Annotated in this window: 25 protein-coding genes; 12 read left to right on the forward strand and 13 right to left on the reverse strand. The window is 64.0% G+C overall.

Annotation, left to right across the window (positions count from 1 at the left end; genetic code table 11):
• Positions 1 to 83 precede the first annotated feature (83 nt).
• Positions 84 to 335, forward strand: coding sequence for a hypothetical protein (locus CH266_RS14625; RefSeq protein WP_027496446.1), 252 nt, complete (start codon positions 84 to 86; stop codon positions 333 to 335).
• Positions 336 to 436: 101 nt separating this feature from the next.
• The gene (locus CH266_RS14630) at positions 437 to 964 is read left to right on the forward strand and encodes a J-domain-containing protein (RefSeq protein ID WP_255175918.1); all 528 of its coding nucleotides are present in this window, start codon (positions 437 to 439) and stop codon (positions 962 to 964) included.
• Here CH266_RS14630 and CH266_RS14635 read toward each other — a convergent pair.
• Together CH266_RS14635 and CH266_RS14640 are read right to left on the reverse strand one after the other, a co-directional pair.
• The gene (locus tag CH266_RS14635) at positions 948 to 2,513 is read right to left on the reverse strand and encodes an NAD-dependent epimerase/dehydratase family protein (protein WP_027496448.1); all 1,566 of its coding nucleotides are present in this window, start codon (positions 2,511 to 2,513) and stop codon (positions 948 to 950) included. The genes CH266_RS14630 and CH266_RS14635 overlap by 17 nt on opposite strands.
• Positions 2,510 to 3,739, reverse strand: coding sequence for an aminotransferase class I/II-fold pyridoxal phosphate-dependent enzyme (locus CH266_RS14640; RefSeq protein WP_027496449.1), 1,230 nt, complete (start codon positions 3,737 to 3,739; stop codon positions 2,510 to 2,512). The genes CH266_RS14635 and CH266_RS14640 overlap by 4 nt, the downstream gene beginning before the upstream one ends.
• Before the next feature lie 377 nt (positions 3,740 to 4,116).
• Here CH266_RS14640 and CH266_RS14645 point away from each other — a divergent pair, with 377 nt between their 5' ends.
• Positions 4,117 to 5,235: an acyl-CoA dehydrogenase family protein gene (locus CH266_RS14645; protein WP_094715573.1), complete on the forward strand. Its 1,119-nt coding sequence runs from the start codon at positions 4,117 to 4,119 to the stop codon at positions 5,233 to 5,235.
• Between the two features lie 3 nt (positions 5,236 to 5,238).
• Here CH266_RS14645 and CH266_RS14650 read toward each other — a convergent pair whose 3' ends face one another.
• Entirely contained in the window at positions 5,239 to 5,844 is a 606-nt protein-coding gene (locus CH266_RS14650) for a hypothetical protein (protein WP_032383951.1), read from the reverse strand.
• Between the two features lie 54 nt (positions 5,845 to 5,898).
• Between CH266_RS14650 and CH266_RS14655 the strand changes: the two genes are divergently transcribed.
• The 3 genes from CH266_RS14655 to CH266_RS14665 all read left to right on the forward strand — a co-directional run bounded on the left by CH266_RS14655 (position 5,899) and on the right by CH266_RS14665 (position 8,294).
• Complete coding sequence (locus tag CH266_RS14655; protein WP_027496452.1) at positions 5,899 to 7,083, forward strand: NAD(P)H-binding protein; 1,185 nt, start codon at positions 5,899 to 5,901, stop codon at positions 7,081 to 7,083.
• Positions 7,083 to 7,793, forward strand: a complete 711-nt coding sequence (locus CH266_RS14660) for a CPBP family intramembrane glutamic endopeptidase (protein WP_032390027.1) — start codon at positions 7,083 to 7,085, stop codon at positions 7,791 to 7,793. The genes CH266_RS14655 and CH266_RS14660 overlap by 1 nt, the downstream gene beginning before the upstream one ends.
• Before the next feature lie 63 nt (positions 7,794 to 7,856).
• Entirely contained in the window at positions 7,857 to 8,294 is a 438-nt protein-coding gene (locus tag CH266_RS14665; protein WP_027496454.1) for an Lrp/AsnC family transcriptional regulator, read from the forward strand.
• Here CH266_RS14665 and CH266_RS14670 read toward each other — a convergent pair.
• Both CH266_RS14670 and CH266_RS14675 read right to left on the reverse strand, forming a co-directional pair.
• Positions 8,266 to 10,980, reverse strand: coding sequence for a molybdopterin-dependent oxidoreductase (locus tag CH266_RS14670; protein ID WP_094715574.1), 2,715 nt, complete (start codon positions 10,978 to 10,980; stop codon positions 8,266 to 8,268). The two genes, CH266_RS14665 and CH266_RS14670, sit on opposite strands and share 29 nt — an antisense overlap.
• Positions 10,977 to 11,789, reverse strand: coding sequence for an FAD binding domain-containing protein (locus tag CH266_RS14675; RefSeq protein ID WP_094715575.1), 813 nt, complete (start codon positions 11,787 to 11,789; stop codon positions 10,977 to 10,979). The genes CH266_RS14670 and CH266_RS14675 overlap by 4 nt, the downstream gene beginning before the upstream one ends.
• A gap of 179 nt (positions 11,790 to 11,968) precedes the next feature.
• Here CH266_RS14675 and CH266_RS14680 point away from each other — a divergent pair, with 179 nt between their 5' ends.
• Together CH266_RS14680 and CH266_RS14685 are read left to right on the forward strand one after the other, a co-directional pair.
• A complete protein-coding gene (locus CH266_RS14680; RefSeq protein ID WP_094715576.1) occupies positions 11,969 to 13,537 on the forward strand; it encodes a PucR family transcriptional regulator in 1,569 nt (522 codons plus the stop codon).
• A 7-nt stretch (positions 13,538 to 13,544) separates the two neighbouring features.
• Positions 13,545 to 14,180, forward strand: a complete 636-nt coding sequence (locus CH266_RS14685) for a DUF2461 domain-containing protein (RefSeq protein WP_032370679.1) — start codon at positions 13,545 to 13,547, stop codon at positions 14,178 to 14,180.
• A 10-nt stretch (positions 14,181 to 14,190) separates the two neighbouring features.
• On the opposite strand, the gene pucL is transcribed toward CH266_RS14685, so the two are convergent.
• Genes pucL through uraD (CH266_RS14705) form a run of 4 tightly spaced genes read right to left on the reverse strand, consistent with a single transcriptional unit; the run spans position 14,191 to position 17,854 of the window.
• The gene (gene pucL, locus CH266_RS14690) at positions 14,191 to 15,111 is read right to left on the reverse strand and encodes a factor-independent urate hydroxylase (protein ID WP_094715577.1); all 921 of its coding nucleotides are present in this window, start codon (positions 15,109 to 15,111) and stop codon (positions 14,191 to 14,193) included.
• A 1-nt stretch (position 15,112) separates the two neighbouring features.
• Positions 15,113 to 15,439, reverse strand: a complete 327-nt coding sequence (uraH, locus tag CH266_RS14695) for a hydroxyisourate hydrolase (protein ID WP_032372721.1) — start codon at positions 15,437 to 15,439, stop codon at positions 15,113 to 15,115.
• On the reverse strand, positions 15,436 to 15,939 hold the full coding sequence (gene uraD / locus CH266_RS14700) for a 2-oxo-4-hydroxy-4-carboxy-5-ureidoimidazoline decarboxylase (RefSeq protein ID WP_027496461.1): 504 nt from the start codon (positions 15,937 to 15,939) through the stop codon (positions 15,436 to 15,438). Before uraD (CH266_RS14700) ends, uraH begins: the two co-directional genes overlap by 4 nt.
• A gap of 10 nt (positions 15,940 to 15,949) precedes the next feature.
• Positions 15,950 to 17,854: a 2-oxo-4-hydroxy-4-carboxy-5-ureidoimidazoline decarboxylase gene (uraD, locus tag CH266_RS14705; protein WP_094715578.1), complete on the reverse strand. Its 1,905-nt coding sequence runs from the start codon at positions 17,852 to 17,854 to the stop codon at positions 15,950 to 15,952.
• Between the two features lie 177 nt (positions 17,855 to 18,031).
• Between uraD (CH266_RS14705) and CH266_RS14710 the strand changes: the two genes are divergently transcribed.
• Positions 18,032 to 18,565, forward strand: coding sequence for a nucleotidyltransferase family protein (locus CH266_RS14710; RefSeq protein ID WP_032387142.1), 534 nt, complete (start codon positions 18,032 to 18,034; stop codon positions 18,563 to 18,565).
• Here the strand turns inward: CH266_RS14710 and CH266_RS14715 are convergent, their stop codons facing one another.
• A complete protein-coding gene (locus tag CH266_RS14715) occupies positions 18,566 to 19,069 on the reverse strand; it encodes an alpha/beta fold hydrolase (RefSeq protein ID WP_094715579.1) in 504 nt (167 codons plus the stop codon). It lies immediately after the preceding gene.
• A gap of 248 nt (positions 19,070 to 19,317) precedes the next feature.
• Here CH266_RS14715 and CH266_RS14720 point away from each other — a divergent pair, with 248 nt between their 5' ends.
• The 3 genes from CH266_RS14720 to CH266_RS14730 are packed head-to-tail and all read left to right on the forward strand — an operon-like array spanning position 19,318 to position 21,375.
• Positions 19,318 to 19,935: a class I SAM-dependent DNA methyltransferase gene (locus CH266_RS14720; protein ID WP_094715580.1), complete on the forward strand. Its 618-nt coding sequence runs from the start codon at positions 19,318 to 19,320 to the stop codon at positions 19,933 to 19,935.
• A 27-nt stretch (positions 19,936 to 19,962) separates the two neighbouring features.
• Entirely contained in the window at positions 19,963 to 20,790 is an 828-nt protein-coding gene (locus CH266_RS14725; RefSeq protein ID WP_094715581.1) for a hypothetical protein, read from the forward strand.
• A 15-nt stretch (positions 20,791 to 20,805) separates the two neighbouring features.
• Positions 20,806 to 21,375 (forward strand): AAA family ATPase, encoded by a 570-nt coding sequence (locus tag CH266_RS14730; RefSeq protein WP_441347058.1) that lies wholly within the window; start codon positions 20,806 to 20,808, stop codon positions 21,373 to 21,375.
• A 10-nt stretch (positions 21,376 to 21,385) separates the two neighbouring features.
• On the opposite strand, the gene CH266_RS14735 is transcribed toward CH266_RS14730, so the two are convergent.
• The 3 genes from CH266_RS14735 to CH266_RS25195 all read right to left on the reverse strand — a co-directional run.
• Entirely contained in the window at positions 21,386 to 22,072 is a 687-nt protein-coding gene (locus CH266_RS14735; RefSeq protein ID WP_027496468.1) for a haloacid dehalogenase type II, read from the reverse strand.
• Positions 22,069 to 22,488: a DUF1707 SHOCT-like domain-containing protein gene (locus CH266_RS14740; RefSeq protein ID WP_094715582.1), complete on the reverse strand. Its 420-nt coding sequence runs from the start codon at positions 22,486 to 22,488 to the stop codon at positions 22,069 to 22,071. Before CH266_RS14740 ends, CH266_RS14735 begins: the two co-directional genes overlap by 4 nt.
• A gap of 83 nt (positions 22,489 to 22,571) precedes the next feature.
• The coding region (locus CH266_RS25195; RefSeq protein ID WP_141214481.1) for a biotin/lipoyl-containing protein at positions 22,572 to 22,672 on the reverse strand (101 nt) is incomplete at its 5' end.

Consider the following 22,672-nt stretch of genomic DNA (forward strand, 5'->3'; position numbering starts at 1 on the left):
CCCCGAGGCACCGACAGGTAACCCCGGAGCGCGAAGCTCGTGCGCTGCGGTGTCGTTTCGCCCGATTCGGGTACCCGGTGGCCATGACCGACGACCAAGAGATCATGCAGAAGATTTCCGCGAAACTCGACGCACTGCTCGGCAGCAAGACGAACGGCCTGCAGAACGAGGTGCCGCCGGGGGCAAGCATCCAATCGGACGAGGACGACGCCGAGCACGGTCCACTCGGCCGGGATTACCACCTGGCGAGCAAGTACGCCCAGGCGCTGGCCATCAACGAGCCTCAGGTGATCGACCGTGACGAGTTCGACCGCTTGGTCGCCGAATACGGCTGAGCCGACGCATTTGAGCGAGCCCCGACCCCTGCATGGGATCGGGGCTCGCTCGTCTCGGGCGCACCTGGCGAACACCCGGGGCCGGTTCTACAGTCGATGGAGTGACCGAACGCAAGAAGCCAGGAGTCACGTTCGAGTCCTGGGTCGACAAACAGATCCGCGAGGCGCAGGACGCCGGTGCATTCGAAGGACTCGACGGCACCGGCAAACCCATCCCGATGGGCGACCCCGACGACGAACTGTGGTGGGTTCGCGGCTATCTGAGGCGAGAGAACCTGCCGGTCGATGCGCTCTTGCCCACGGCGTTGGCCCTGCGCAAAGAGATCGAGCGGCTGCCCTCTACGTTGATCGGTCTCCGGCACGAGGAGTCCGTACGAGACGTGTTGGACGAGCTCAACGCTCGCATCGTCGAGTGGATTCGCTTTCCTACCCCGCCGATCGTGCCGCTCGGCCCCGTGGATGTCGAGACATGGGTGTCCCGGTGGCGTACCAATCGAACCGAGGTCGACCGATTGGAAAGACAGCACGACGCGGAGTCGGCTGTGACGTCGGGCCGGCCCTCGGCGGCGGACCACGACGGTGCATCGTGGTTCGCGCGCGTTCGCAGCAGGTTCAGCTGGTGGCGCTGAGTCCGATCGTCCTGGCGCAGTAGGCCAGAGCGTCCGCCGCAGTGGACACGAACGGAAGCGCAGCTGTACCGTCCACGCGAACTCGAGAAGGCAACAGCCCGTCGGGGCACATCGGTTCCTCCAGTGTCGTCCACCCGGTTGCGCGCCGGCGCACGCCGCCGACCACGGTGTCGGTCGCGTGCCGGACTCCGCTGCGGAGCGCCACCGGGGCGGTGTCGAGGTGCGTGCGAGCGAAGCGCAGTGCGGCGTCGACAGCGTCGACGGTCTGGGTGGCCGATGATCGGCCGCGCAGCCCGGTGCTCAGGCCGTGGCCGGGGAGATCCAATACCACTACGTCGACGCCTGCCCGTGCGATCTCTTCGGCCAGGGGTGTCAGGTAGCGGGCATGCAGACCGGTATCGGCAACCAGCACAACCGACTGGTCGGTGGCTGTCGCCGATCGGTGTACTTCGATGTGCACTCGCCCGCCGGCGATGTCGAGCTGCCGGTGCACGATATCGAGGCCGGCGACGTCTGCGCGGGCGAGCGCGACCGCGTCGGAGGCCGGCCGCAACGCTGCCTCGCAGGCGAGGTCGCGTTCGAGGGCGTCCTGACTCCTCAGCAGCGACTTGCCCTGCAGCAGAATCATCACGGCGGCAGCCTCATGGGAGGTGAGGGTGGGTGCCCAACCGGTGGCAGCACCGAGCGCGGTCGAATCGACGATGGGCTCTCCGGGCGTGACCCACTGCCCGGAGAACGGCGTGAGGCCGAGGGCGAAGGCGATGTTCGCGATACGCGTCGCCGCTTTCTGTGGAACGTCGAACATCAACTGGCCCTGCATCGCAGCGAGTTCGCGCACGCCGACCCAGTCCACCGGACCCAGGTTGTACGGACCGACGAGGTCGGTCTTGGCCGCGCGGTGGAAGGCGTCGGCCATGTCGTCCTGGAACAAGAATTGATACGAGGCCCGATCCGCTTCCGGGAACGCGCCGATCGGCCCGGTGAACTGGTCGATCCCGTCGTTGGCGAAGTCGGGTCCGACGATGTACGTGCACCGCAACATGGAGATGGTCATCTCACCGGGGTGCCTACGCAGCCACCACTCCGCGTAATGTTCCACCTCGGCTTTGTCGTAGAAGTAATAGCGATTGGGATCGCCTGCTGGATAACTGTTCTCGGTGAGCGGCTCCGGAGCGATGTCGGCACCGTACGCATTGATGCTCGAGGCGATCACCACGCGTGACACCCCCGCTCGGTATGCGGAATCGATGACGTTGCGTGACCCGCGCAGGTTGATGTCGTGGGTCTCGGTCTTGTCTTTGAGCTCCTCGACCACGAACGCCAAGTGCAGCACGACGTCGCACTCGGCGAACGTCTCCTCGAGGTCGGGAGAGCGAATGTCCGAGCGGAGCGAGGTGAACTTCGGGTGCGTGATTCGGGCTGGGCGACGGGCTATCCCGACGACCGCGTCCACCTCGGGATCCTCGAACAGCCTCGGGAGTATCGCGGCCGCGAAGTCACTGGTGGCTCCGGTGACCGCGATACGCACGCCGCGGTGGCGCTCACTCATGAGGGCAGCTCCGCTACGGCCTCGATGATCTGTTCCGTGGCGGTCGACAGGTGTTCTTCGGTGTGCGTTGCCATCACGCACAGGCGAAGTATGGCACCGGATTTCGGCACGGCGGGATGCAAGGCAGCGCTGGTGAAGATGCCACGGTCGTAGAGGTTCTTCCACAGACTCATGGCCACGAGGTCGTCGCCGATGTGGAGTGAGACGATGGGGGCGGCCGTATCGCCGTGGGGTGTGGACGAGCGGCCTGCCACGTCGAGGCCGGCCGATTGCAGTCCGCCGCGCAGGATCTCGGCGTTGTCGAGTACGCGCCGAGCCCGATCCTTGCCCTCGTCGCTTCGGATCAGGCGGACGGAAGCCAATGCGGCACCCACCGCAGCAGGCACACCGGAGGTCGTGAACAGGAAGGCGCGGGCCTTGACCCGGAGGGTGTCGATCAAGTCGCTCGAGCCGGTCACGAACCCGCCGGTGGAACTGGGGCTCTTCGACAGTGACGCCATCGTGACGTCGACGTCCTTGGTGATGCCGAACAGCTCTGCCGCTCCGGTGAGTTCGGGCCCGTAGACACCGAGGCTGTGGGCTTCGTCGACCATCAGCGCTGCGTGATAGCGGATACACAGCTCGGAGACGACGTCGAGCGGTGCCAGGTCGCCCTCCATGGAGTACAGACCGTCGACGATGACCAGCACGGCTCCGTCGTCGACGACGGGTTGCTGGAGTTTGGCTTCGAGATCGGCCATGTCGTTGTGCTTGAACTTGACCACCGACGCGCCCGAGAGGGTGCTGCCGTCGCGGATCGATGCGTGGGCCGCCGAATCGACGATCACCGTGTCACCGGGGCCGACGATCGCACTGATCGTTCCGAGGTTCGTCTGGTAGCCCGTGGTGAAGACGAGTGCGTCGTCCGTTCCGTGCCACTGGGCGATCTCGTGCTCGAGTTCGAGGTGGAGGTCCAGAGTGCCGTTGAGCAAACGACTTCCGGTGACTGCGCTGCCGAATGTGTCGAGCGCGTGCTGGGCACCCTCGACAACCTTGGGATGGTCGGCAATGCCGAGGTAATTGTTGGATCCGAGCATGATCTTGTCCCGGCCCTCGACGCGAACGACCGGGGCAACGGCCGATTCCATCTTGCGGAAGTACGGGACCACATCGGCGTCTCGAACAGCGCGCAGCAAATCCACGCGCTCGTCTCCGCCGAGTCGTTTCATCAATCTGTTGACAACCATCGTGTACCAGAACTCCTCACAGAGTCGATTGTGGATTGTCGCGAATTCATGAGTTCATTCGGAGCGGGCGGCGCGGGCGATTGGTATTCGGCAGAAGAATATTCAGCGTTTCAAAAGATGCTCTTGCGACGGAAATCGGTTGGTAAATACGCACCGAAAAATAACTTCGGTTTCTTTCGAGGGGCAAACTTTACGAGACCTTTAGTTTATCGCCGCAGGTGGCGGGGTATTGTCGGGGTCCAGCGCGAATTCACCTGCTCTACCGCTGTCCATGCTGATATTCGACTGATTTGTCCAGGTCGACTGATGGTACAAATTAAACGAAGCCGCAATCAATCAGTGGCACACAATCGATTAGTGACACAAGGAGATGAACAGTGACTGGATTAATGGTGCGCGAAAGAGAAACGCTCGAGAAGTACATGCCGGGTTTGCTGCACTATCTGGACACAACCCCACTGGACCGACTGGAGTCCCGCGATTCGGACGCGATCGACAAGTTTCGGGAATTCGGCGGTACCGGCTTGGTGGTCCCGGGCGAACTGGGTGGTCTCGGTGCTCCGGCCATCGACGCGGTTCGGGCGCAAAGGGCCATCGGGTCTCGCTCACCCTCTCTGGGCGCGGGAACCACGATGCACCATCTCTCACTCGCGTCCCTGACCGAATTCGCTCGTGGTGCCACCGACGACGACCGAGCATTGATCAAGGGATTGGTCGACCAGAAGGCGATCGTCGCTTCCGGGTTCTCCGAGGGCGTCACCGGCGGGAGTGTGTTCATTCCGACGATGACCGCCGTGAAGAAGGGCGACAACTACATCGTCAACGGAAGCAAGAAGCCGTGCAGTCTGGCACGTTCGATGGACTTGCTGACCTGCAGCGTCGAGATCGACTCCGGTGACCGCGCCGTCGCGCTGATTCCGGCCGGCCTTCCGGGTATGAGTGTGAAGCCGTTCTGGACCACCGACATTCTGGCCGGCGCGCAGAGCGAGGAAGTGTTGCTCCAAGACGTCGAAGTACCGGCAAGCCTCGTCCTACCCAACAAGGACGACGATCCCGATGGCGTGCACGAGATGACCGGCTACCTCTGGTTCGGGATGCTGATCTCCGCCAACTACATCGGCGCCGCGACCTCTCTGCTCGAGCGGATGATCGAGCAGGACAAGGGTGACTACGAAGGCTACGTTCGAGCGGCGGCCGAACTCGAGGTGTCCATGGCGGCAATCGAGAACGTGGCCCGTGCCTTCGACGAAGGTGAACGCGGACAGGACATCTCGGTGAAGTTGCTGTTCAACCGCATCGCGATTCGTGACGCACTGGTGCGCAGCAGTTCGGCTGCCATCGAATCGCTGGGCGGGATCGGCTTCATCAAGTCACCCGAAATCGCTTACGTCGCAGCAGCATTGCACGCGTTCGCATTTCATCCGCCATCACGGCGGTCCATTTCGGAGACCCTGGCCCGTTTCCACGCAGGTGAAGATTTCGCGTTCGTCAAATAGCGACTACCGCTGTTCGTCTTCCATCTCGTCGTTCAACTTGTCCTCGCCCCGGTTGCGGAAGAACTTGAATCCGGGGATGCCGATGACGGCGCGCCTGACGTCCTTCGTCACTCCGAGAAGCTCGTGGATCTCGGGGGAGACCGTATCGAGGGTCGCGAGGATGGGGAGTAGAGCTTCCATGTGGTCGAGGAGTCCGGGAAGCTGATCGACCATGGCGATCGCTGCGTCGACCTCGGCGTCGGACAGGTTGTCGACGAAGCGTCGCGCCATCGGCTCGGACTTCTTGGCGATGGGATCGAACATCTCGATGAGCTCCAACGCCGTATGCGAGGCGGCCGATGCCGACGCGACCACGGTGTCCGCGGCACCGGTCGTCCGTTGTACATGAGCAACCACGGCATCGGCCGAATCGATCACATGGTCGATTCGTGTCATCAATGTCTCTATACGGCTCAGCAGTGCTTCGATTCTGCCGGGCAGGGTAAGCGCGAAATCGGCCGTGGTGAACATCCAGCTCACACCGGCCCGCGCCACTGCGGCTCCTCGCCGAAGCACCGTTTCGGTACCGAGAGGGTCGGGGAGGACCACACCTGCCAACACGAGAGCCATGGGAGCGACAATGCCATACCGACGCAACGCCCCGACTGCCGTTAGCCTCGACGCATGAGAGTCCTCGTGACCGGTGCCAGCGGGTACATCGGATCTCGGCTGGTGGCGGCCCTGTTGGCAGACGACACGGACGTCGTCGTCGGGTCTCGGACTCCGAAGAACCTGCGCACTTTCGACTTCTACGATTCCGTGACCGCGGTGTCGCTCGACGTCACGGACGAACAATCCTGTGCCGCGGCCTTCGCAGAGTCGGGCGACATCGATGTCGCCTACTACCTCGTCCATGCGATCGGCGAAGCCGACTACCGTGCCCAGGACCGGACGTCCGCCGAGCAGTTCGCCGCGGCCGCCGCGCGAGCGGGAGTGCGTCGAATCGTGTACCTGGGCGGCTTCGTCCCCGACGACGCCCACCTGTCGGAGCACCTGGCCAGTCGCGCCGACGTCGGTGAGGCGCTGACGGTGGACGGTATCGATCTGGTGTGGTTGCGAGCGGCGATCGTCATGGGTGCCGGCTCCACGTCGTACGAGATGCTCCGCTATCTGGCAGACCGCCTGCCGGTGCTGCCGTTGCCGAGCTGGCTCGCCGAGCCCGTTCAACCGATAGCAGTCGACGACGTACTGCACTACCTGGTGGCGTCGGCCGATACCGACACCGTCCCAGCAGGTTCCTACGACATCGGCGGCCCGGACGTGGTCCCGTACCGCGACCTGGTGTTCGCCTACGTCGAAGCCGCCGGGCTGCAGCGCATCGGCATACCGGTACCGCTCGTTCCGACGTCACTCGCCGGCAAGGTGATCGGAAAGATCATTCCTGTGCCCGCCGGGCTCGCCGAGGATCTGGTCGGTTCACTGCACAACACGATGACCACGTCGGAGAGCCGGATTCGGGATCTCGTCCCCGATCCGCCCCGTGGTCTGACCACCATCGCAGACGCCATGGCCCGTAGCGTGCGAGGAACCGTGGGCGAGCCGCCCGGGGTCTGTGCACTGAAGGACCCGCTGCGACTGGCGAACACCGACGCAGCATGGAGCGGCGGAGATGCGCTCGGCGTCCGGCGGCACGGCGTGGCAGCGTCCTCGGACCGCACCTGGGGTCTGGTCGAGGCTCTGGGCGGCCGTCGACTGCTGGCATCGAAGCCCGTGGCAGCAGCAGTGCGTACCAACCTCGATGTGGCTGCGAGTGTGAACCGACGCGCGAAGTCGGTCGTGCGCCGACTGACCGATACCGAGGAGGCGTGATGGCAACGTGGTCGACGACCGCGCTGAACGTGATGAAGTCCGCTCTGGTCGATCCTGTCGAGCGAGACCACCGGGAGTCCGACGCGGCGTTCAGGAAACGGCGCATCATCGTGCTGATCACACTGGTGATCGGGGCGACGGTGCTGTATTTCTCGCTGAAGGTGGAACCGGGTGACCCGTCGTTCTACGCATTGACGCTCGTGTTGGCCGCAGTGTGGATCGTCGGTGGATGTCTGTCGGGGCCGCTGCACCTCGGACGGATCAAGGTGGGCGGGTCCATCCGGCGGCCGATCTTGACCCCCATCCTCATCGGTCTCGCAGTCGGTGGCGTGTTCATGCTCGGCGGCCTCGTCGTCCGTCAGATTCCGCCGCTCGCCGATTTCACCGAGAACGTGCTCGCACACGCCCGAGTGGGGTCGCTGGTACTGATCGTGTTCATCGCGTTGCTCAACGGTGTCGCCGAGGAGATCTTCTTCCGAGGAGCCTTGTACTCCGCCATCGGGGTCAAACATCCGGTGATCATCTCGACGGTCGTCTACACCATCGCCACCCTCGCGTCCGGCAACCCGATGCTCGGCTTCGCCGCCGTGCTGCTCGGTTACGTGATGGGGCTGCAACGTCGGGCATCGGGCGGAATTCTGGCGCCGATCCTGACGCATGTCAGCTGGTCGGCGGTCATGGTTCTGGCCCTGCCCCCGCTGTTCGTGTGAGCACAGGGTCATGTCTCGTGCGGGTAGAGGGGCATCGGCGGGGATCTGAGCTAGATTGCGCACGTGAGTGAAAACCTCGATCGCGTCGACCGCCTGATCGTCGACGAATTGATCTCGGACGGCCGCGCGACGTTGGCAACGTTGGCCGAGAAGGCGTCTCTGTCCGTGTCGGCTGTCCAGTCGCGAGTTCGACGCTTGGAGTCGCGACGAGTCATTCGCGGCTACACGGCGCAGGTCGATCCCGAAGCTCTGGGGCGTCCGTTGTCGGCGTTCGTCGCGATCACTCCGATCGATCCAGCTCGCCCGGACGACGCCCCCGCACGACTGAAGCATCTGACCGCCATCGAGTCGTGTCACTCGGTTGCCGGCGAGGAGAGCTACGTCCTGATGGTGCGCGTCGAGTCGCCGCGCGCCCTCGAACATCTACTGCAGGAAATTCGCGCCACGGCGCACGTGCAGACGCGCAGCACGATCATTCTGCAGACGTTCTACGATCGTTGACCGCTCGCCAGACGCGGTCCGAGGACATGGGCAAGTGGTGCAAGCGCACTCCCACCGCGTCACGGATCGCGTTGGCCAGTGCGGGGGCGACGGGGTTGTACGGTGACTCGCTCATCGACTTCGCGCCGAACGGGCCCAATCGGTCGTAGGTGTCCGCGAACAGCACCTGGGTTCGTGGAATGTCGGCGAACTGGGGAACGTGGTAGCTACGAATGGAGTCGGTGGTGATTCGACCCGCACCGTCGGTGCGCATCTCCTCGTACAGTGCGCTGCCGATGGCCTGCGCGACACCGCCTTCGACCTGACCCCGGCACTGCTGCGGGTTCATCACGGTGCCTGCGTCGGCGCTCTGCACCGACTGGAGGATCGCGACCGTACCGGTCGCTTCGTCGACCGCCACCCGAAATGCCTGCACGTTGAACGCCAGTGATCGCGGGAGTCCGCCGCTGTTGCCGTTCGCCGTCAACGTGCCTCCCGCCGATGCCAGTACGTCGTCCAACGGGACGAAGCGATCTCCGCACCGCACCCCCTCGGGCCCCAACGTGCAGTCCGAAGGGCGGTGCCCGGTCGCGGTGGCGGCGACCTCGACGATGCGGGCCGACAACCCGCGCACAGCGGCGTAGAGCGCCTTGCCTGCCACCACGGTTCCCGCCGAGCCGAACGCACCGGTGTCGTAGGTGACCGACTCGGTATCGGACTGCACGACGCGGATACGGTCGACCGACGTGCACAGCTCGCTGGCCGCGATCTGGGTGTGGACGGTGGTGGTCCCGTTTCCGAACTCCGCTGTTCCGACGCGTATCTCGTAACCACCTTCGGACAACAGCGACGCGGTGGCGTCGGCGCGGTGGCCACGGGGCGGAATGGTGGCGATCATGGCCACCGCCATTCCCTCACCGATCTTCCAGCCGGGCGGCGCAGGCTCGCCGTTGCCTTGCCTGATGGCGTTCTCGGCGAGGTCGATGCACTGATCGAGACCGTAGCTGCCGAATTGCAGGTCATCGCCTTCGAGGTGCGCGGCGACGATCACGTCGCCGGGAACGATGACGTTGCGGCGGCGGAACTCGAACGGGTCGATATCGAGCTCTCGGGCGAGATCGTCGATGGCCGATTCGATCGCGAACATGACCTGCCCCAGTCCGTAGCCGCGGAAGGCACCCGATGGAATGTTGTTGGTGTACACGGTCTTCGCGTCGACCTTCTTGTTGGCGCACCGGTAGATCGCAACCGATTCGCCGCACCCGTGAAACATCACTCCGGCACTGTGATTGCCGTACGCCCCGGCGTCGGTCAGCACGTCGATCGACAGTGCGGTCAACACGCCGTCGGCGCTCGCGGCGGCGGTGACGTCGACGCGAAACGGGTGTCGGCACGGTGCGACCGTGAACTCGTCCGTGCGGGTGAACTCGAACTGCACCGGCCGACCGGTTCGCAGGACGGCCAGGGCGACGACGTCCTCGGTCAGTAGTTCCTGTTTGCCGCCGAAGCCGCCACCCACCCGTGCGGTGAACACGCGGACACGATCCCGGGGGAGGCCGAAGATTTCGCATATTTCGTCGCGCACCAGGTAGGGGACCTGGGTGCTGGTGCGCAGATGAAGCCGGCCGTCGGCGTCCAGCCAACCGATGGTGCCATGAGTTTCCAAGTGCACGTGCTGAATTCGCTGAGTCGTCCATCGCCCGGTGACCACCGCTGCTGCATCACGTACTGCAGCGTCGACGTCACCGGTGCTGCCGTGCAGTTCGGCCACCAGGTTTCGGGACGGGTCGGCGATCCGAGCCGCTGCGTCCTTGTCGCCGTGGATCTTCGGTGCGTCCGGGGCGTATGCCGACTCGGGGTCGAACACGGCGGGTAGCACCTCGTACTCGACGATGAGGGCGCGGCAGCCCGCCTGTGCGGCGGCGATCGACTCCGCGACCACGATCGCCACACGTTGGCCGATGAACCGGACGACGGTGTCGAGTACCCGGGTGTCGTCGGGGTCGTCGACGCGGCTGTCGTGTCTGGCCGTGGAAAATGCCACCGCCGGGCTGTCTTTCGAGGTGAGCACCAGCTGCACGCCCGGAACCTGCTCCGCGGCCGTGGTATCGATGGAGACGATCCGCGCGTGGGCATGCGGACTGCCGAGAACGCTGGCGTGCAGCAACCCGGGCGGGGAGTGATCGAGCGTGTACGGCTCGGTTCCGGTGACTATCCGTGTGCTCGCGGGGGCTTCGAGCGAACGCCCGCATGCCGGACCGTCTGCCACCTTCTCGGTGTTGACCACCCCGCACACGGCATCGGAAATGGCGCGATACCCGGTGCAGCGACACAGGTTTCCCTTCAATCGTGCCGGCAGCTCGTCCCTGTCTTCCGCGGTCAGGGTCGACGCGGTCACGACCATCCCGGCCGTACAGAACCCGCATTGGAATCCGGCGGCCTCGACGAACCGGCGCTGCATCGGGTGCAGATCCTCCGGGGTGCCGAGCCCGGCCACGGTGGTGACGGACCTGTCGGCCGCGCGGTAAGCGGGAAATATGCACGAGTGCACCGGTTCTCCGTCGACGAGGACCGTGCATGCGCCGCAGTCACCGGCGTCGCAGCCCTTCTTGACCTCGAAACGGTCGTGTTCGCGGAGCAGGGTGCGCAGACATTGACCCGGTCGCGCGGCGACCTCGGTCGGTACGCCGTTGATGTCGACGATCATGACAGCTCCTCGCGAATGGACTGCGCCGCAGCGCAACTGATGTGTCGACGCCAATCCGGCGCACCATGGGGATCGTCGTACCAGTGCTGCGGACCGACAGTGTCGGCAAGGGCGTCGTCGAGCTCGTGCGCCGTCGGTACGGCCGAAAACCGAAGTACGAACGGACGAACGGTCGACGCGGTAACGGTCAACACGAATGTGCCGTCGGGGTCGACGCGTCCTATCACCACCGCCGCCGATCGGCCGAGAGGTGAGAGCGACAGCGTGCGCATCGCCGTTCTCGACTCGAGGGCGTGCCGCGGAACGTCGATGCTGCGCAGCACATCCCCGGGTCGGAGCACCGTGGTCTGGGGGCCGACGACCAGCTGGTCGATAGGCAGACGGTAGTCGTGCTCGGGGCCGTGTGCCGACCACACCTCTGCGACGCCGTCGAGGGCGGCAGTCAACGAAATCATGGCTCCGGCGGGCAGGGCGAGCGCTACGTTTCCGCCGACTGTGGCCGTCTTCCAGATCTTGAACGAGGCCAGCAGGGCGGCTGCACACCTAGGGAACAAGGTGGTTGCGGGGAAGGCGGACTCGAATCGAGCCAGAGTCTCGATCGTGCACGTCGCTGCGATCCCGAGTCCGTTCTCGTCGACGATCAACGGCTCCCATCCCAGGGCCGTGATGTCGATCAGGGTGGTCAGGTGGTCCTGTTTCTCCGAGAACAGCCACGTGCCGCCCGCAACTACCGCGGCGTCCGCGCTGCCCGGCGGCAGATCCGCACGCGAGCGGGGAAGCAGAACACGATCGACAGTGCCGAGATCCATGGCTTCGTTCACCTCATTCTCGCCGGCCCGGATTCACCGCCCGGTGCGCCTTCTCGAACTGTAGTGACTTTCTGTTACCGATCTCGGTGCTCACGCGATACGCCCGAAACTCGGCGGAAACAACCCGCGCTTATCTTTGCCTCCGGCACGGCCGAACACACGAGGCGGGAGGTTCAGCGATGTACGTCGGAGACCTACTCGACGCCTCGCACCTGGGCATCCGGTTGCTCACCCCCGATCGCGACGCACTCGGACGTACCCTGCGGTGGACGTTCACCACCGACCTACCCGACCCGTCCCGATACATCGCGGGCGGCGAGTTGGTCATCACCGGACTCGTATGGCGGCGCACGCCCGACGACAGCGAAGTGTTCGTTCGATCGGTGTCCGGATCCGGTGCGGCGGCATTGGCCGCGGGGGAGGGATTGCTCGGACACATTCCGCTCGATCTCGTCGACGCATGCGAGCGACACGGTCTGCCGCTCCTCGCTGTTCCCGACACGGTGTCGTTCGGTGAGGTCACCGAATTTCTCGTCGGCCGGGTCACCGGTGATCGAATTGCCTCGCTGAACAATTCGCTCGTGCGCCAACGCCAGTTGCTCACCGCGGTCCCCGACGGCAGAGCCCTCGACGAACTGGCACTGCACATCTCCAGAGAAACGGGAATGGCGTGCCTGATCTACACCGCCACCGGGCGTCGGTTGGTCACCGAGGCATCTGCTTTGTCCGACGCCGATGTCGACACCTTGACGCACGCGGCACTCTCGTCCGAAACACTTCCTACGACAACCGTTCTCGCTGATGGCTCGACCTACAGTGTCTTCGGCGTCGGGCCATCGCTCGTACAGCGCACCACGCGATGGTTCCTGGCTGTGGCCGGAGACATGGATTCGTTCTCTCCCGACGTCTCCGAGGCGTTCGGGCAACTCGCAGCCATCGCCGCGCTCGATCGTGCCCGGCGTGAAGAAGGACGTCTGGTGCGGCGTGAGATCGCAGATCAGGCGGTGGCGTTGATCGAACACGACAGCACCGGATTCGAGGCACTGACGAGGCTGCGCCAGGCAGGAGTCGACCCCGACAGGCCGCTCGCCGTCGTCAGAGTTGCCCACAGCGGTCGCGTCGACCTGCGAGAGATGCTCCGATCCGTCGTCGGTGACACCCTGACCTCCTTCGGCGGTGGGTGTGTCGGATGCAGCGCGCACGGCGACATCGTCGCTGTCGTCAATACCGACGACATACTGTTCGCGCAGACCATCCGTATTCGGCTGTCCCGGTTGCGCTCGGGGATCGGACCCAGCCGAATACATGTGGGCGTGAGCGCCGTGGCCACCGGACTGACCATCGACGGCGCACTGAGGTCGGCTCGTCACGCTCTCGAACTCAGCAAGCAGGGATCCGCGGCGGTGACGGTCACCGCCGGCACCAAGCCGACTTCGGCAGTATCGATGATGTCGGCGCTTCCCGACGACGTACGAAAATCGTTCGTCGAGCATGTCCTCGCGCCGCTGCTCGAGCACGACCGACGCACCGACGCCGACCTGACCGACACGCTGCGGGAGTTTCTGGCCAACGGAGGGTCCTGGCATCGAACCGCAGAGTCGATGCACGTCCATCTGAACACCGTCCGATATCGCATCAAACGCGTGGAGGAACTGCTCGGGCGAGATCTCGGCTCCACTGCGGACAGACTGGATGTCTACCTCGCCCTGCAATCCATGCCTCGGGCGTCGGCCCACGGCGCTGCATAATGGGGAAATGACTGCAGGCTTCACCGGAATCCCCTTCACCGCCCTGGACTTCTACGAAGACCTCGAAGCCGACAACAGCAAACTCTGGTGGAACGAACACAAGGACGTCTACGACAGTGCCGTCAAGGCACCGATGACCGCGTTGCTGGCGTACCTGGAACCCGAATTCGGTAGCGCCAAACTGTTTCGGCCGTACCGGGACGTTCGATTCTCGAAAGACAAGACCCCGTACAAGAGTCACCAGGGCGGGTTCGTCGCACGGGGCGACAGCCTCGGCTACTACGTCCAGATCGATCCCGCCGGATTGTTCGTCGCAGGCGGCTTCTACAACAGCTCCCCGGACTCGATCGCGCGTTTCCGCAAGACCGTCGACGACGACGTACGCGGAGCCGAACTCGAGGCGCTACTGGCCACGCTGACGAAATCCGGGTTCGAGATCGGTGGTGACGTGCTCAAGACCAAGCCGCGGGGTTACGAGATCGACCATCCGCGCATCGATCTGCTGCGGCACAAGACGTTGACTGCCGGCAAACATTTCGGCTCACCCGCGTGGCTCGAAAGCCCCAAGGCAGCAACGAAAGTACGCGACGCCTGGCGTGCTCTGAGCCCACTGGTGGAATGGTCCGCGGCACTGCACACGTGAGCGCAATGTGTTACCCGACGACGGAGTATGTGCGCCAAGCACTTCCGGCGTCCGGAGCGTCCTCTCGTTCGACCGTTGCCTGAATCAGACCGTAGGGCCGATCGTCGGCGTTGAACACCTCCAGGTTGTTCTCGATGCCGAACTTGCCCAAGTCGTAGACGAAGTGGTGCTTGTTGGGGGCCGACATCGAGATCTCGGCAATGAACGGATACTTCTCCAGTACCGCCTCGCCCATGGCGTACAGGGTCTGCTGAAGAGCCAGCGACTGCAGGTTGGCGAATCGCTCGATCATCGCGGCCTTGACGCCCGCGTACACCGCATCCCACTCGACATCGGTTGTGGTGTAGCGCCACTGCGCTGTCAGCGACGTCGCCATCACTCGGTCGGTCGTGGGCTCGAGAATCGTCAGATCGTCCTCGAGGAAGCCGTGGAACTCCGAACCCGTCGACTTGAGAATCACCATCTCCTTGAAACCGCTGACGACCCAGGTTCGCTGCGCCTCGCCCTTACCCTCGACCGTGACGGCCGAGGTGCGAATATCCTCGCCCTTGCGGGTCCACGTGTGGTCGTGCTCGACGCCGTCGACGACCGCACGCGCCCAGGCGTACTCCTCGAGTTCGATACGGGCACCGTCGACGGGCTCGACGTCGTCGACGTAGTGACGGGCGAGGTCGAGCCCGTAGCTCTCCAGGTGGAGCAGACCCTTGGTCTTGGCGTACGCGTACGCGGTCTGCTTCTGGGTGTCGGTGGGCAGAACGGCGGACTGATCGCCGGCCAGGTGTGCGGCAGAGAAATCGCCACGCAGCGCACTCGATACGTTGATGTCGTGAATCTCGTGCCGCGGAGAATCTCGATAGATCCGCACCACCCGGTTCTCGGCTTTGCCGTACTGATTGGCTCCCAGAACGATCTTTCCGGTCAGGTCGGTCATGTCAGCTCCCGCGGTAGGTCGAATATGCGAAGGGGGACAACAACAACGGCACGTGATAGTGGGCGTCGGGGTCGATGACGGTGAAGGAGACGGACACCTCGGGGTAGAAGCTCGGGGTCGAGGTCGCCTCGAAATACGATTCCGTGTCGAACGAGAGCCGGTACACGCCCGGTTCGACAGGTCCGGGAATCACCTCACCGATGCGGCCGTCTCCGTCGGTGGTGGCCGTCGATATCTCGCCCTGTTCGGAATGGAACAGCCGCACGCGCATGCCGACCGCCGGTGTACCGGCCGTGGCGTCGAGCACGTGCGTGGACAGCCCGGTCACTGCGTCGGTCCCAGCACGCGGCCGAGGCGAATTCGGTTGATCTTGGCCAGTTCCACGCGGAGCACCCGTCTTTCGGTTTCGGCATCGTTGTCGAGCCTCTCCTCGAGGATAGCGAGCAACTCCTCGGCCGACCTGCCGGTCGCGCACACCAGATACACGTGCCCGAACTTGTCTTCGTACGCGCGGTTTCCCGCCGCCAGCTTCTCGCGTACTTCGGTGCCCGCAGTGGTCACTGCGGCCTGCTCACGCTTGGACGACGGGTTGTCCGCAGTGCCCCCGATCCGGGGATGGCCGTCGAGTGCATGATCTATCTCGGCCTCCGGCAGCTCGGCAAGTACCCGATCTGCTCTGTCCAACAAAGAGTCTCGGCTGGCGAACGGTCTACCCTGGGCGACTCGACGGGCCCAGATCGAGGACGCACAGCACTCGAACAGTGCATGCATCGCCTGTCGATCGGAGAGCTTGTTGAACCCGTCGAGTCCTATCCATTCGTGCAGCACATCTCGCTCGCTATCTGAAGTCGTTGGTCCGGCCGAACCGCGCGGCCGCGATGGGGTTGGCGTCCGCAACCAGATCGTCGAACCGATAGTTCGCGATCTTGGCGATTTCGATCATCGCGAAAGATCGCTCCGCCGACGGCGCATTCTCCACCCGCGACCATCCGTTGGCCAGAACCCGATCGTAGCGTTCGGTCTCTCGGGCGCAGATCACCAACGGGAATCCGAAGTGTCGCCGATACTCGGCGGCGAGCTGAACGATGTTCTCGTGTTCGTCCTCCTCGAGGTTGGACAATCCGACGTGATCGGCAGCGTTGAGGGTGCCCGTCGCATCCTCGCTGCCGAGGTCGGGGTAGCTGTTGATCAGCTCGATCTGTTCCTCGGTGGTACCGGCCAACAGTGCTTCCTGGAATGCCTCACGTAGACCGTGGGCGTCGGCGAACGGGCGCTGCTGATACGCACGCTCGACTACCCACGGGGTGCCCTGCACCAGACCGCCGAACGTGGCGGCGAACTCCTCGGCCGGCATCTCGTTGACCCGGTCGAGGGTGATACCTGCACCCGGACCGCCGGCCACGGCCTGACCACGATTCCCGATGTGGAAGAACAGGACGTTGAGGACGATGGCAGAGACGGCTCCCAGGACGATTCCGCTGCCGAACAGCATCTCGAGCCAATCCGGCACGCCCTGCGAAACGGTGGGTTGGATGGTGACGAGCATCGCCAGTCCGAGACTGGTGGCGACGATGATCAAGTTGCGATGGTCGGTGAAGTCCACCTTCGACAGAGTCTGGATTCCGACGACGGCGACCGTCGCGAACAGGGCCAGTGCGGCACCGCCCAGTACCGGTGGCGGGATGGAGGCGACGACGGCCGCCGTCTTCGGCAGCAGACCGAGCAGAATCATGATGCCGCCCGCGCTGGCGACCACCCACCGACTACGCACACCGGTCAGTCGGACCAGGCCGACGTTCTCCGAGAATGCCGTGTACGGGAACGAGTTGAACGTGCCGCCGATGACGGTGGCGACTCCATCGGCCCGCAGCGTCGCAGCGATGTCGTCCTTCTTGATGCGCTTGCCGACGATCTCACCCGTCGCATAGACACTGCCGGTGGTTTCGACCGCGATGATGAGCATGACGACGATCATCGAAATGATGGCGACGACACTGAATTTGGGCACACCGAACAGGAAGGGCTGGGTGAATCCGACCCACGATGCTTCCGCGGTGCCGTCGAAGTTCATGTCCCCCAACACGAATGCGACGGAACTGCCGATGACCAGACCGAGCAAGACGGCGATGGTGGCCATGAAGCCCTTGAAGAACCGTTGGATCAGCACGATGATCAGCAGCGTTCCGATCGCGTACGCCATCCATCGACCGTTGGTCGGATCCTGTTCGTGTGTCGCAGGATTGGTCACCGCATCGTTGACCGCTACCGGCAGCAATGCGACGCCGATGATCGTGATGACAGTTCCGGTCACCACCGGTGGGAAGAAGCGCAGCAGCCTACTGAAGTACGGTGCCATGAAGAACGTGACCAGACCGGCGACGATGACGGCACCGTAGACGTACAGCAACCCCTCGGTGCCGCCGCCGTTGGCCATTGCGATCGCGATCACCGGCGACACACCGGCAAACGTGACGCCCTGCAGAAGTGGGAGCCGGACACCGATCTTCCAGAACCCGACCGACTGAATGATCGACGCGATACCGCAGGTGAACAGGTCCGCGTTGATGAGATGGATCAGCTGTTCGTTGGTCAGCCCGATTGCACTGCCGATGATGATCGGTACGAGAACGGCACCGGCGTAGAACGCGACCACGTGTTGAAACCCGTACGCGGCCAATTTGGGAACAGGAAGCACTTCGTCGACGGGATGGACGCGCTTGCGTGTGATGGGCTTGACGGACATCGGTGGGCACCTCGCGGACGCAACAGGGTGGATTCCTGCGACGCTGCAGGAGAAGTGCACCAAGAATCGGTCATTGCGACCGCTGCCGCCAGTCGAGCGAGCACAAAGTTTCCGCCGCGCTCGAGGCGCGTGTTGTGCGATCATCCAAGACTCGGCAGAACAACTGAAGGAGCGACGATGTCCGACGCTGTCGTGGGAGTGGTCCTGGCCGCAGGTGCCGGAACGCGATACGGATCGCCCAAAGTGCTCGCTCACGACGGGTTGTGGCTTCGCACGGCCGTGCAGGCACTGACCGATGGTGGTTGTGACCAGGTGATCGTTGTGCTGGGCGCGGCCGACGTCACCGTGCCCGATGGCGCGACCGCAGTACACGCTCCCCATTGGGAGCAGGGAATGAGCGCATCCTTCACCGCCGGCTTGGCGGCCGCATCGGACGCGGAGTACGTGGTGGTTCACGTGGTCGACACACCCGACGTCGGACCGGAGGTCGTCCACGCCGTTCTCGACGCCGCACCGCGGACGGGTCTGGCGAGGGCAGTGTTCGACGGCCGCCCAGGTCATCCGGTCGTTCTGGCGCGTCGACACCTCGAGGCAGCTGCGGCATCGGCGTCGGGAGACTCGGGGGCGCGGGACTTCCTGCGGGGGAGGGACGACGTGATCGCCGTCGAATGTTCGCAGTGGGCAACGGGAATCGACCACGACTACCGGTAGCTACCGAATGTCGGCAACGATCGTCTCGGTCACGCGGACGAACTGGTGACCACCGCTGGGATAGGCGATCACGGTCGCGGACGGTAGGGCGGCCGAGTTCAGCGCCAGATGCGACACAGGGACGACCTCGTCGTCTCGGCAGTGCAGCAACGTCAGGTCGGTCCGCGGTTCGCCGGTGAGCGCGTACTGCGCCACGCCCCAGCCCTGCGGACTCCAGTCCGGCATGGCCAGCAGCGTGGCTTGCTGCGGATGGGCGCGCATCGCTTCGGCCAGGACCCGAACCACGATCGTGGCTCCGAAAGAATGCGCGACAACGCGGTCCGCAGGTCCTGCGTCGTCGAGCAGCTTCCGAACCGGCACAGCCCAGGCCTCGTAACCCATATCGCTGTCGGACAGTTCCGGCATGACGAGGTCGAGGCGCAGCGCCTCAGCCAACCCCTGCGCCAGCTCTGTGTCGTCGACGAAGCCGCCGGCACCGTGAACGAACAGAAGTCGGCCGACCATGCTGAGATCCTCTCCTCGACAACGCTGTCGTAGAAGGAGACCATCGAACGGGTTCCCTCGTGCGCGTTTTACGTACCTGGAGGGGCGCAAAACGCGCACGAGGGTTGACCGGAATTCCTGGAGACGGTGGTCGCGGTGTACTTTCGCGACCCGACCGGCCACTTCTTCGAGATGCTGACGCACTCCTACCTGGCGACGCCGGGTGAGCCGGTACCGTAACCACTGTGACCGAGCAGCAGTATGTTTCGATGACGAGGACCGCCTACGACACCGTTGCCGAGAGCTACGCCGACCTGGTTCGCGACGAACTCGACGGGCGGCATCTCGAGCATGGACTGTTGGCGACATTCGCGGACCGAGCGTCGACCGGCGGCGTTCTCGAAGTGGGATGCGGAACCGGCCGCATCGCCGACCAGTTGCACCGCCTCGGTCTCGATGTAGCGGGAATAGACCTGTCGCCCAACATGATCGAGGTCGCGCAGCGCGAACACCCGCACCTGCGATTCGGTGTCGGATCGATGGAGGCACTGGACGCGGGGGACAGCTCCCTGGCGGGGATCGTTGCCTGGTACTCGATCATCCACACGCCTCCGCACCAATTGTCGACGATATTCGCCGAATTGCATCGGGTGCTGGTGCCGGAAGGTCTGCTGCTGTTGGCATTTCAAGCAGGCAACGAGCGAGTCCGACTCGAGCAGGCGTACGGACACTCGGTCTCGTACGACGCATACCGACTCGACCCGGACGCGGTCGCGGGCATGCTCGTCGAGGCGAACTTCGAGGTGGACGTCCGCGTGCATCGAGCTCCGATGGGATACGAGTCGACATCGCAGGCATTTCTGTTGGCCCGCAAGCGAACATCATGACGTCTCGAGACCGGTAGGATTTGCCCGATGTGCGCACCCCGTCCACGCGTTTTGTTCGTCACCGACTTGGCGTATCTGTCTAAGGGCCGACGCTACTGCGACGAAGACATCTTCTTGTCTTCGCAGCTCCGTGAGTGGGTCGACATCGCGCTGTGTCACCCGCTCGATGCGCTGGCACTGATGGATGGCTTCGATGCTGTCGTCGTCCGGAACTCCGGACCTGTGCTGGGATACCAGGAAGCGTTCGACGCGTTTGCTCGCCATGCGCGCGAGAACGGCACGAAGGTTTTCACCCAGCTGACCGGCAAAGGCGACCAGAGAGGAAAGCAGTACCTGGTCGATCTTTTCGCAGATGGTTTTCCGGTCATACCTACCGTCGACGATCCGCGGGGCGTCTCGCGCTTACCCGAGGTGAATACCTATGTGGTGAAACCGAAATGGGGTGCCGACTCGATCGGCATGCGTCAGATCGGACGCGCCGAACTGTCGGAAGTCGAGCCGGGCACATTGATTCAGCCGCGGATCGATTTTGTCTACGAAGTGTCGTTCTACTTCATCGGCCGCGCAGTGCAATACGCCCTGTACGCCCCGGACCCCGGCCGACGTTGGGAGTTGGAGCCGTACTCGAGTACTGCTCAGGACGAAGAGTTCGCGCAACGTTTCGTCGACTGGAACGACATCGACCACGGAATCACGCGGGTGGACGCATGCCGCACCGTCGACGGAACGCTGCTGTTGGTCGAGCTCGAAGACCTGAACCCGTACCTCTCACTCGACCGGCTGCCCGAAACGGCGCGTCGACACTTCGTGACCAACATTGCGGACGCGATCGTAGCGCTGTGTGCTCAACCGTAGCGGGCGAAAACAGTCGTGATTCTCGGACCGAACGACGCGGTATCGCGTCGCCCCTCGCGAATCGTGGTGGCAGGAACATCCGGTTCCGGTAAGACCACGTTGTCGGCTCGTCTCGGATCGATTCTGGGAATCGAACACATCGAGATCGACAGCCTCTATCACGGGCCTGACTGGACGCCCCGTGCCACGTTCGAGCAGGACGTGGACGAGTTCATCACCCGCCCAGCCTGGGTCACCGAGTGGCAGTACAGCGTGGTGCGGGATCGACTCGCCGATCGGGCCGACCTCTGCCTGTGGCTCGATCTGCCTCGTCGAACGGTGATGCGGCAGATCGTCTTCCGCACGCTCCGTCGTCGGGTCGGTCGAACAGTGCTGTGGAACGGCAACTTCGAGCCACCGCTGTATCGCATATTTCTCGATCGCGAGCACGTCGTCCGGTGGGCCTGGAACACGCATCGGATGACGGCCGCGCGAGTTCAGCGACTGAACATGCGCCGACCGGACCTGACGATCGTGCGATTCCGATCGCACGCAGAAGTGAACAGATGGCTGGCCGATCGACTGGTTCCGGCGGCGAGATTCTGAACCGCGTCTGTCAGCAGTTGAGTCGGTCGGCAAGGGACTCGATCGAGTCTGCGCTGTAGGTCCACTCGGCTTCGGGAGCAAGGTCGAACGTCTGCGTCGGGCCGTGTTCCAGCGGGCGGGCGACGAATGCGGTGGCGAAGCCACAGTCGGCTGCGGCGGCGAGGTCGCTGTTGTGGGCGGCAACCATCATGCACTCGTCGGGACGGAGCCCGAGGATGTCCGCGGTACGCAGGTAGGCGTCGGGCATGGGCTTGTACGCCTGCACCGGTTCTGCGCCGAGGATGGCGTCCCAGGGAAGGCCGGCATTCTTGGCCATGTCCAGCAGCAGAGAGATGTTGCCGTTCGAGAGCGGTGCTACGACGAACTCGGTGCGCAGCCGCGTGAGCCCGGGAACGGAATCGGGCCACGGCTCCAGTCGATGCCACGCGAAATTGAGTGCGGTCGTCGCGTCCGCATCCAGGTCGATCTCGAACTCGGAGAGCACCGTTCGCAGGGACTCCAGGTGCAGTACGTCCAACCGAGTGAAAGGTCGCCCACCGGACCGCACCTGTTCCATGGCCGGTTGATAGAGGCTCCGCCACCGATCGGCAAACCGATAGCTGTCGACTCCCGGACCGCAGATTTCGGAGACCTCGCGGGCGATGCTCGTGCGCCAATCGACGACGGTGCCGAAGACGTCGAACAGCAGCGCTTTCAACGCTTCTTCTTCTTCTTTTTCTTCTTGTCCGCCGGATGTCCTACCGCAGACAGGATGGCTCCGGCCAGGGGAATGAGAAGGAAGAAAAGCCACTTCTGGTCGAAATCGGTGAGAAAGAACAGAGCAAGTGATCCGAAGATGACGATCGGCATCACCACTGCAGCCCAATCGATTCCGCGGTCCTTCACGGCCGGTGCGTCGGTGCCGGATCGAGCGACCGACGCAGTGCCGGACGCGGCAGGGAGGTCGACGAATACCGATTCGAGCTGTCCACGCGTCGTCGCGGATGCGATTGTGGCACTGCGCTCGTCGAATTCGGGAACCGTCAGGCGGCCCTCGCTGAAGTGCTGACTCAGCACATCGAGGGCCTTCTCCCGATCAGCGGTACCGATACGTATTTCCGGAAGCTCGGACATTGCTACAGGGTAGCGCTATCCGCGCCGCCGTTCGATGCCGAAAGTCGCCCGGGGGTCGATCCGTTCGGCATCGAACGTCGGTGTCACTTGATTTCTGCGAGGACGGTGCCTTGGGTGATGGCGTCGCCTGCGGTGACGCTCAGGCCGGTGATGGTGCCTGCTTTGTGGGCGGTGACGGGGTTTT

The organism is Rhodococcus sp. 06-1474-1B, from assembly GCF_002258885.1.
GTDB classification, from domain to species: Bacteria; Actinomycetota; Actinomycetes; order Mycobacteriales; family Mycobacteriaceae; genus Rhodococcoides; species Rhodococcoides fascians.

What these genes read in the sequence shown, in the direction of transcription:
- CH266_RS14680 (WP_094715576.1), top strand. Translation starts at nt 11,969, where the DNA reads ATGTACGTCGGAGACCTACTCGACGCCTCGCACCTGGGCATCCGGTTG.
- CH266_RS14725 (WP_094715581.1), top strand. Translation starts at nt 19,963, where the DNA reads ATGTGCGCACCCCGTCCACGCGTTTTGTTCGTCACCGACTTGGCGTAT.
- CH266_RS14655 (WP_027496452.1), top strand. Translation starts at nt 5,899, where the DNA reads ATGAGAGTCCTCGTGACCGGTGCCAGCGGGTACATCGGATCTCGGCTG.
- CH266_RS14715 (WP_094715579.1), bottom strand. Translation starts at nt 19,069, where the DNA reads ATGGTCGGCCGACTTCTGTTCGTTCACGGTGCCGGCGGCTTCGTCGAC.
- CH266_RS14640 (WP_027496449.1), bottom strand. Translation starts at nt 3,739, where the DNA reads ATGGTTGTCAACAGATTGATGAAACGACTCGGCGGAGACGAGCGCGTG.
- CH266_RS14685 (WP_032370679.1), top strand. Translation starts at nt 13,545, where the DNA reads ATGACTGCAGGCTTCACCGGAATCCCCTTCACCGCCCTGGACTTCTAC.
- CH266_RS14650 (WP_032383951.1), bottom strand. Translation starts at nt 5,844, where the DNA reads ATGGCTCTCGTGTTGGCAGGTGTGGTCCTCCCCGACCCTCTCGGTACC.
- CH266_RS14675 (WP_094715575.1), bottom strand. Translation starts at nt 11,789, where the DNA reads ATGGATCTCGGCACTGTCGATCGTGTTCTGCTTCCCCGCTCGCGTGCG.
- CH266_RS14710 (WP_032387142.1), top strand. Translation starts at nt 18,032, where the DNA reads ATGTCCGACGCTGTCGTGGGAGTGGTCCTGGCCGCAGGTGCCGGAACG.
- CH266_RS14670 (WP_094715574.1), bottom strand. Translation starts at nt 10,980, where the DNA reads ATGATCGTCGACATCAACGGCGTACCGACCGAGGTCGCCGCGCGACCG.
- CH266_RS14740 (WP_094715582.1), bottom strand. Translation starts at nt 22,488, where the DNA reads ATGTCCGAGCTTCCGGAAATACGTATCGGTACCGCTGATCGGGAGAAG.
- CH266_RS14720 (WP_094715580.1), top strand. Translation starts at nt 19,318, where the DNA reads ATGACGAGGACCGCCTACGACACCGTTGCCGAGAGCTACGCCGACCTG.
- CH266_RS14635 (WP_027496448.1), bottom strand. Translation starts at nt 2,513, where the DNA reads ATGAGTGAGCGCCACCGCGGCGTGCGTATCGCGGTCACCGGAGCCACC.
- CH266_RS14625 (WP_027496446.1), top strand. Translation starts at nt 84, where the DNA reads ATGACCGACGACCAAGAGATCATGCAGAAGATTTCCGCGAAACTCGAC.
- pucL (WP_094715577.1), bottom strand. Translation starts at nt 15,111, where the DNA reads ATGACCGACCTGACCGGAAAGATCGTTCTGGGAGCCAATCAGTACGGC.
- CH266_RS14660 (WP_032390027.1), top strand. Translation starts at nt 7,083, where the DNA reads ATGGCAACGTGGTCGACGACCGCGCTGAACGTGATGAAGTCCGCTCTG.
- uraD (WP_094715578.1), bottom strand. Translation starts at nt 17,854, where the DNA reads ATGTCCGTCAAGCCCATCACACGCAAGCGCGTCCATCCCGTCGACGAA.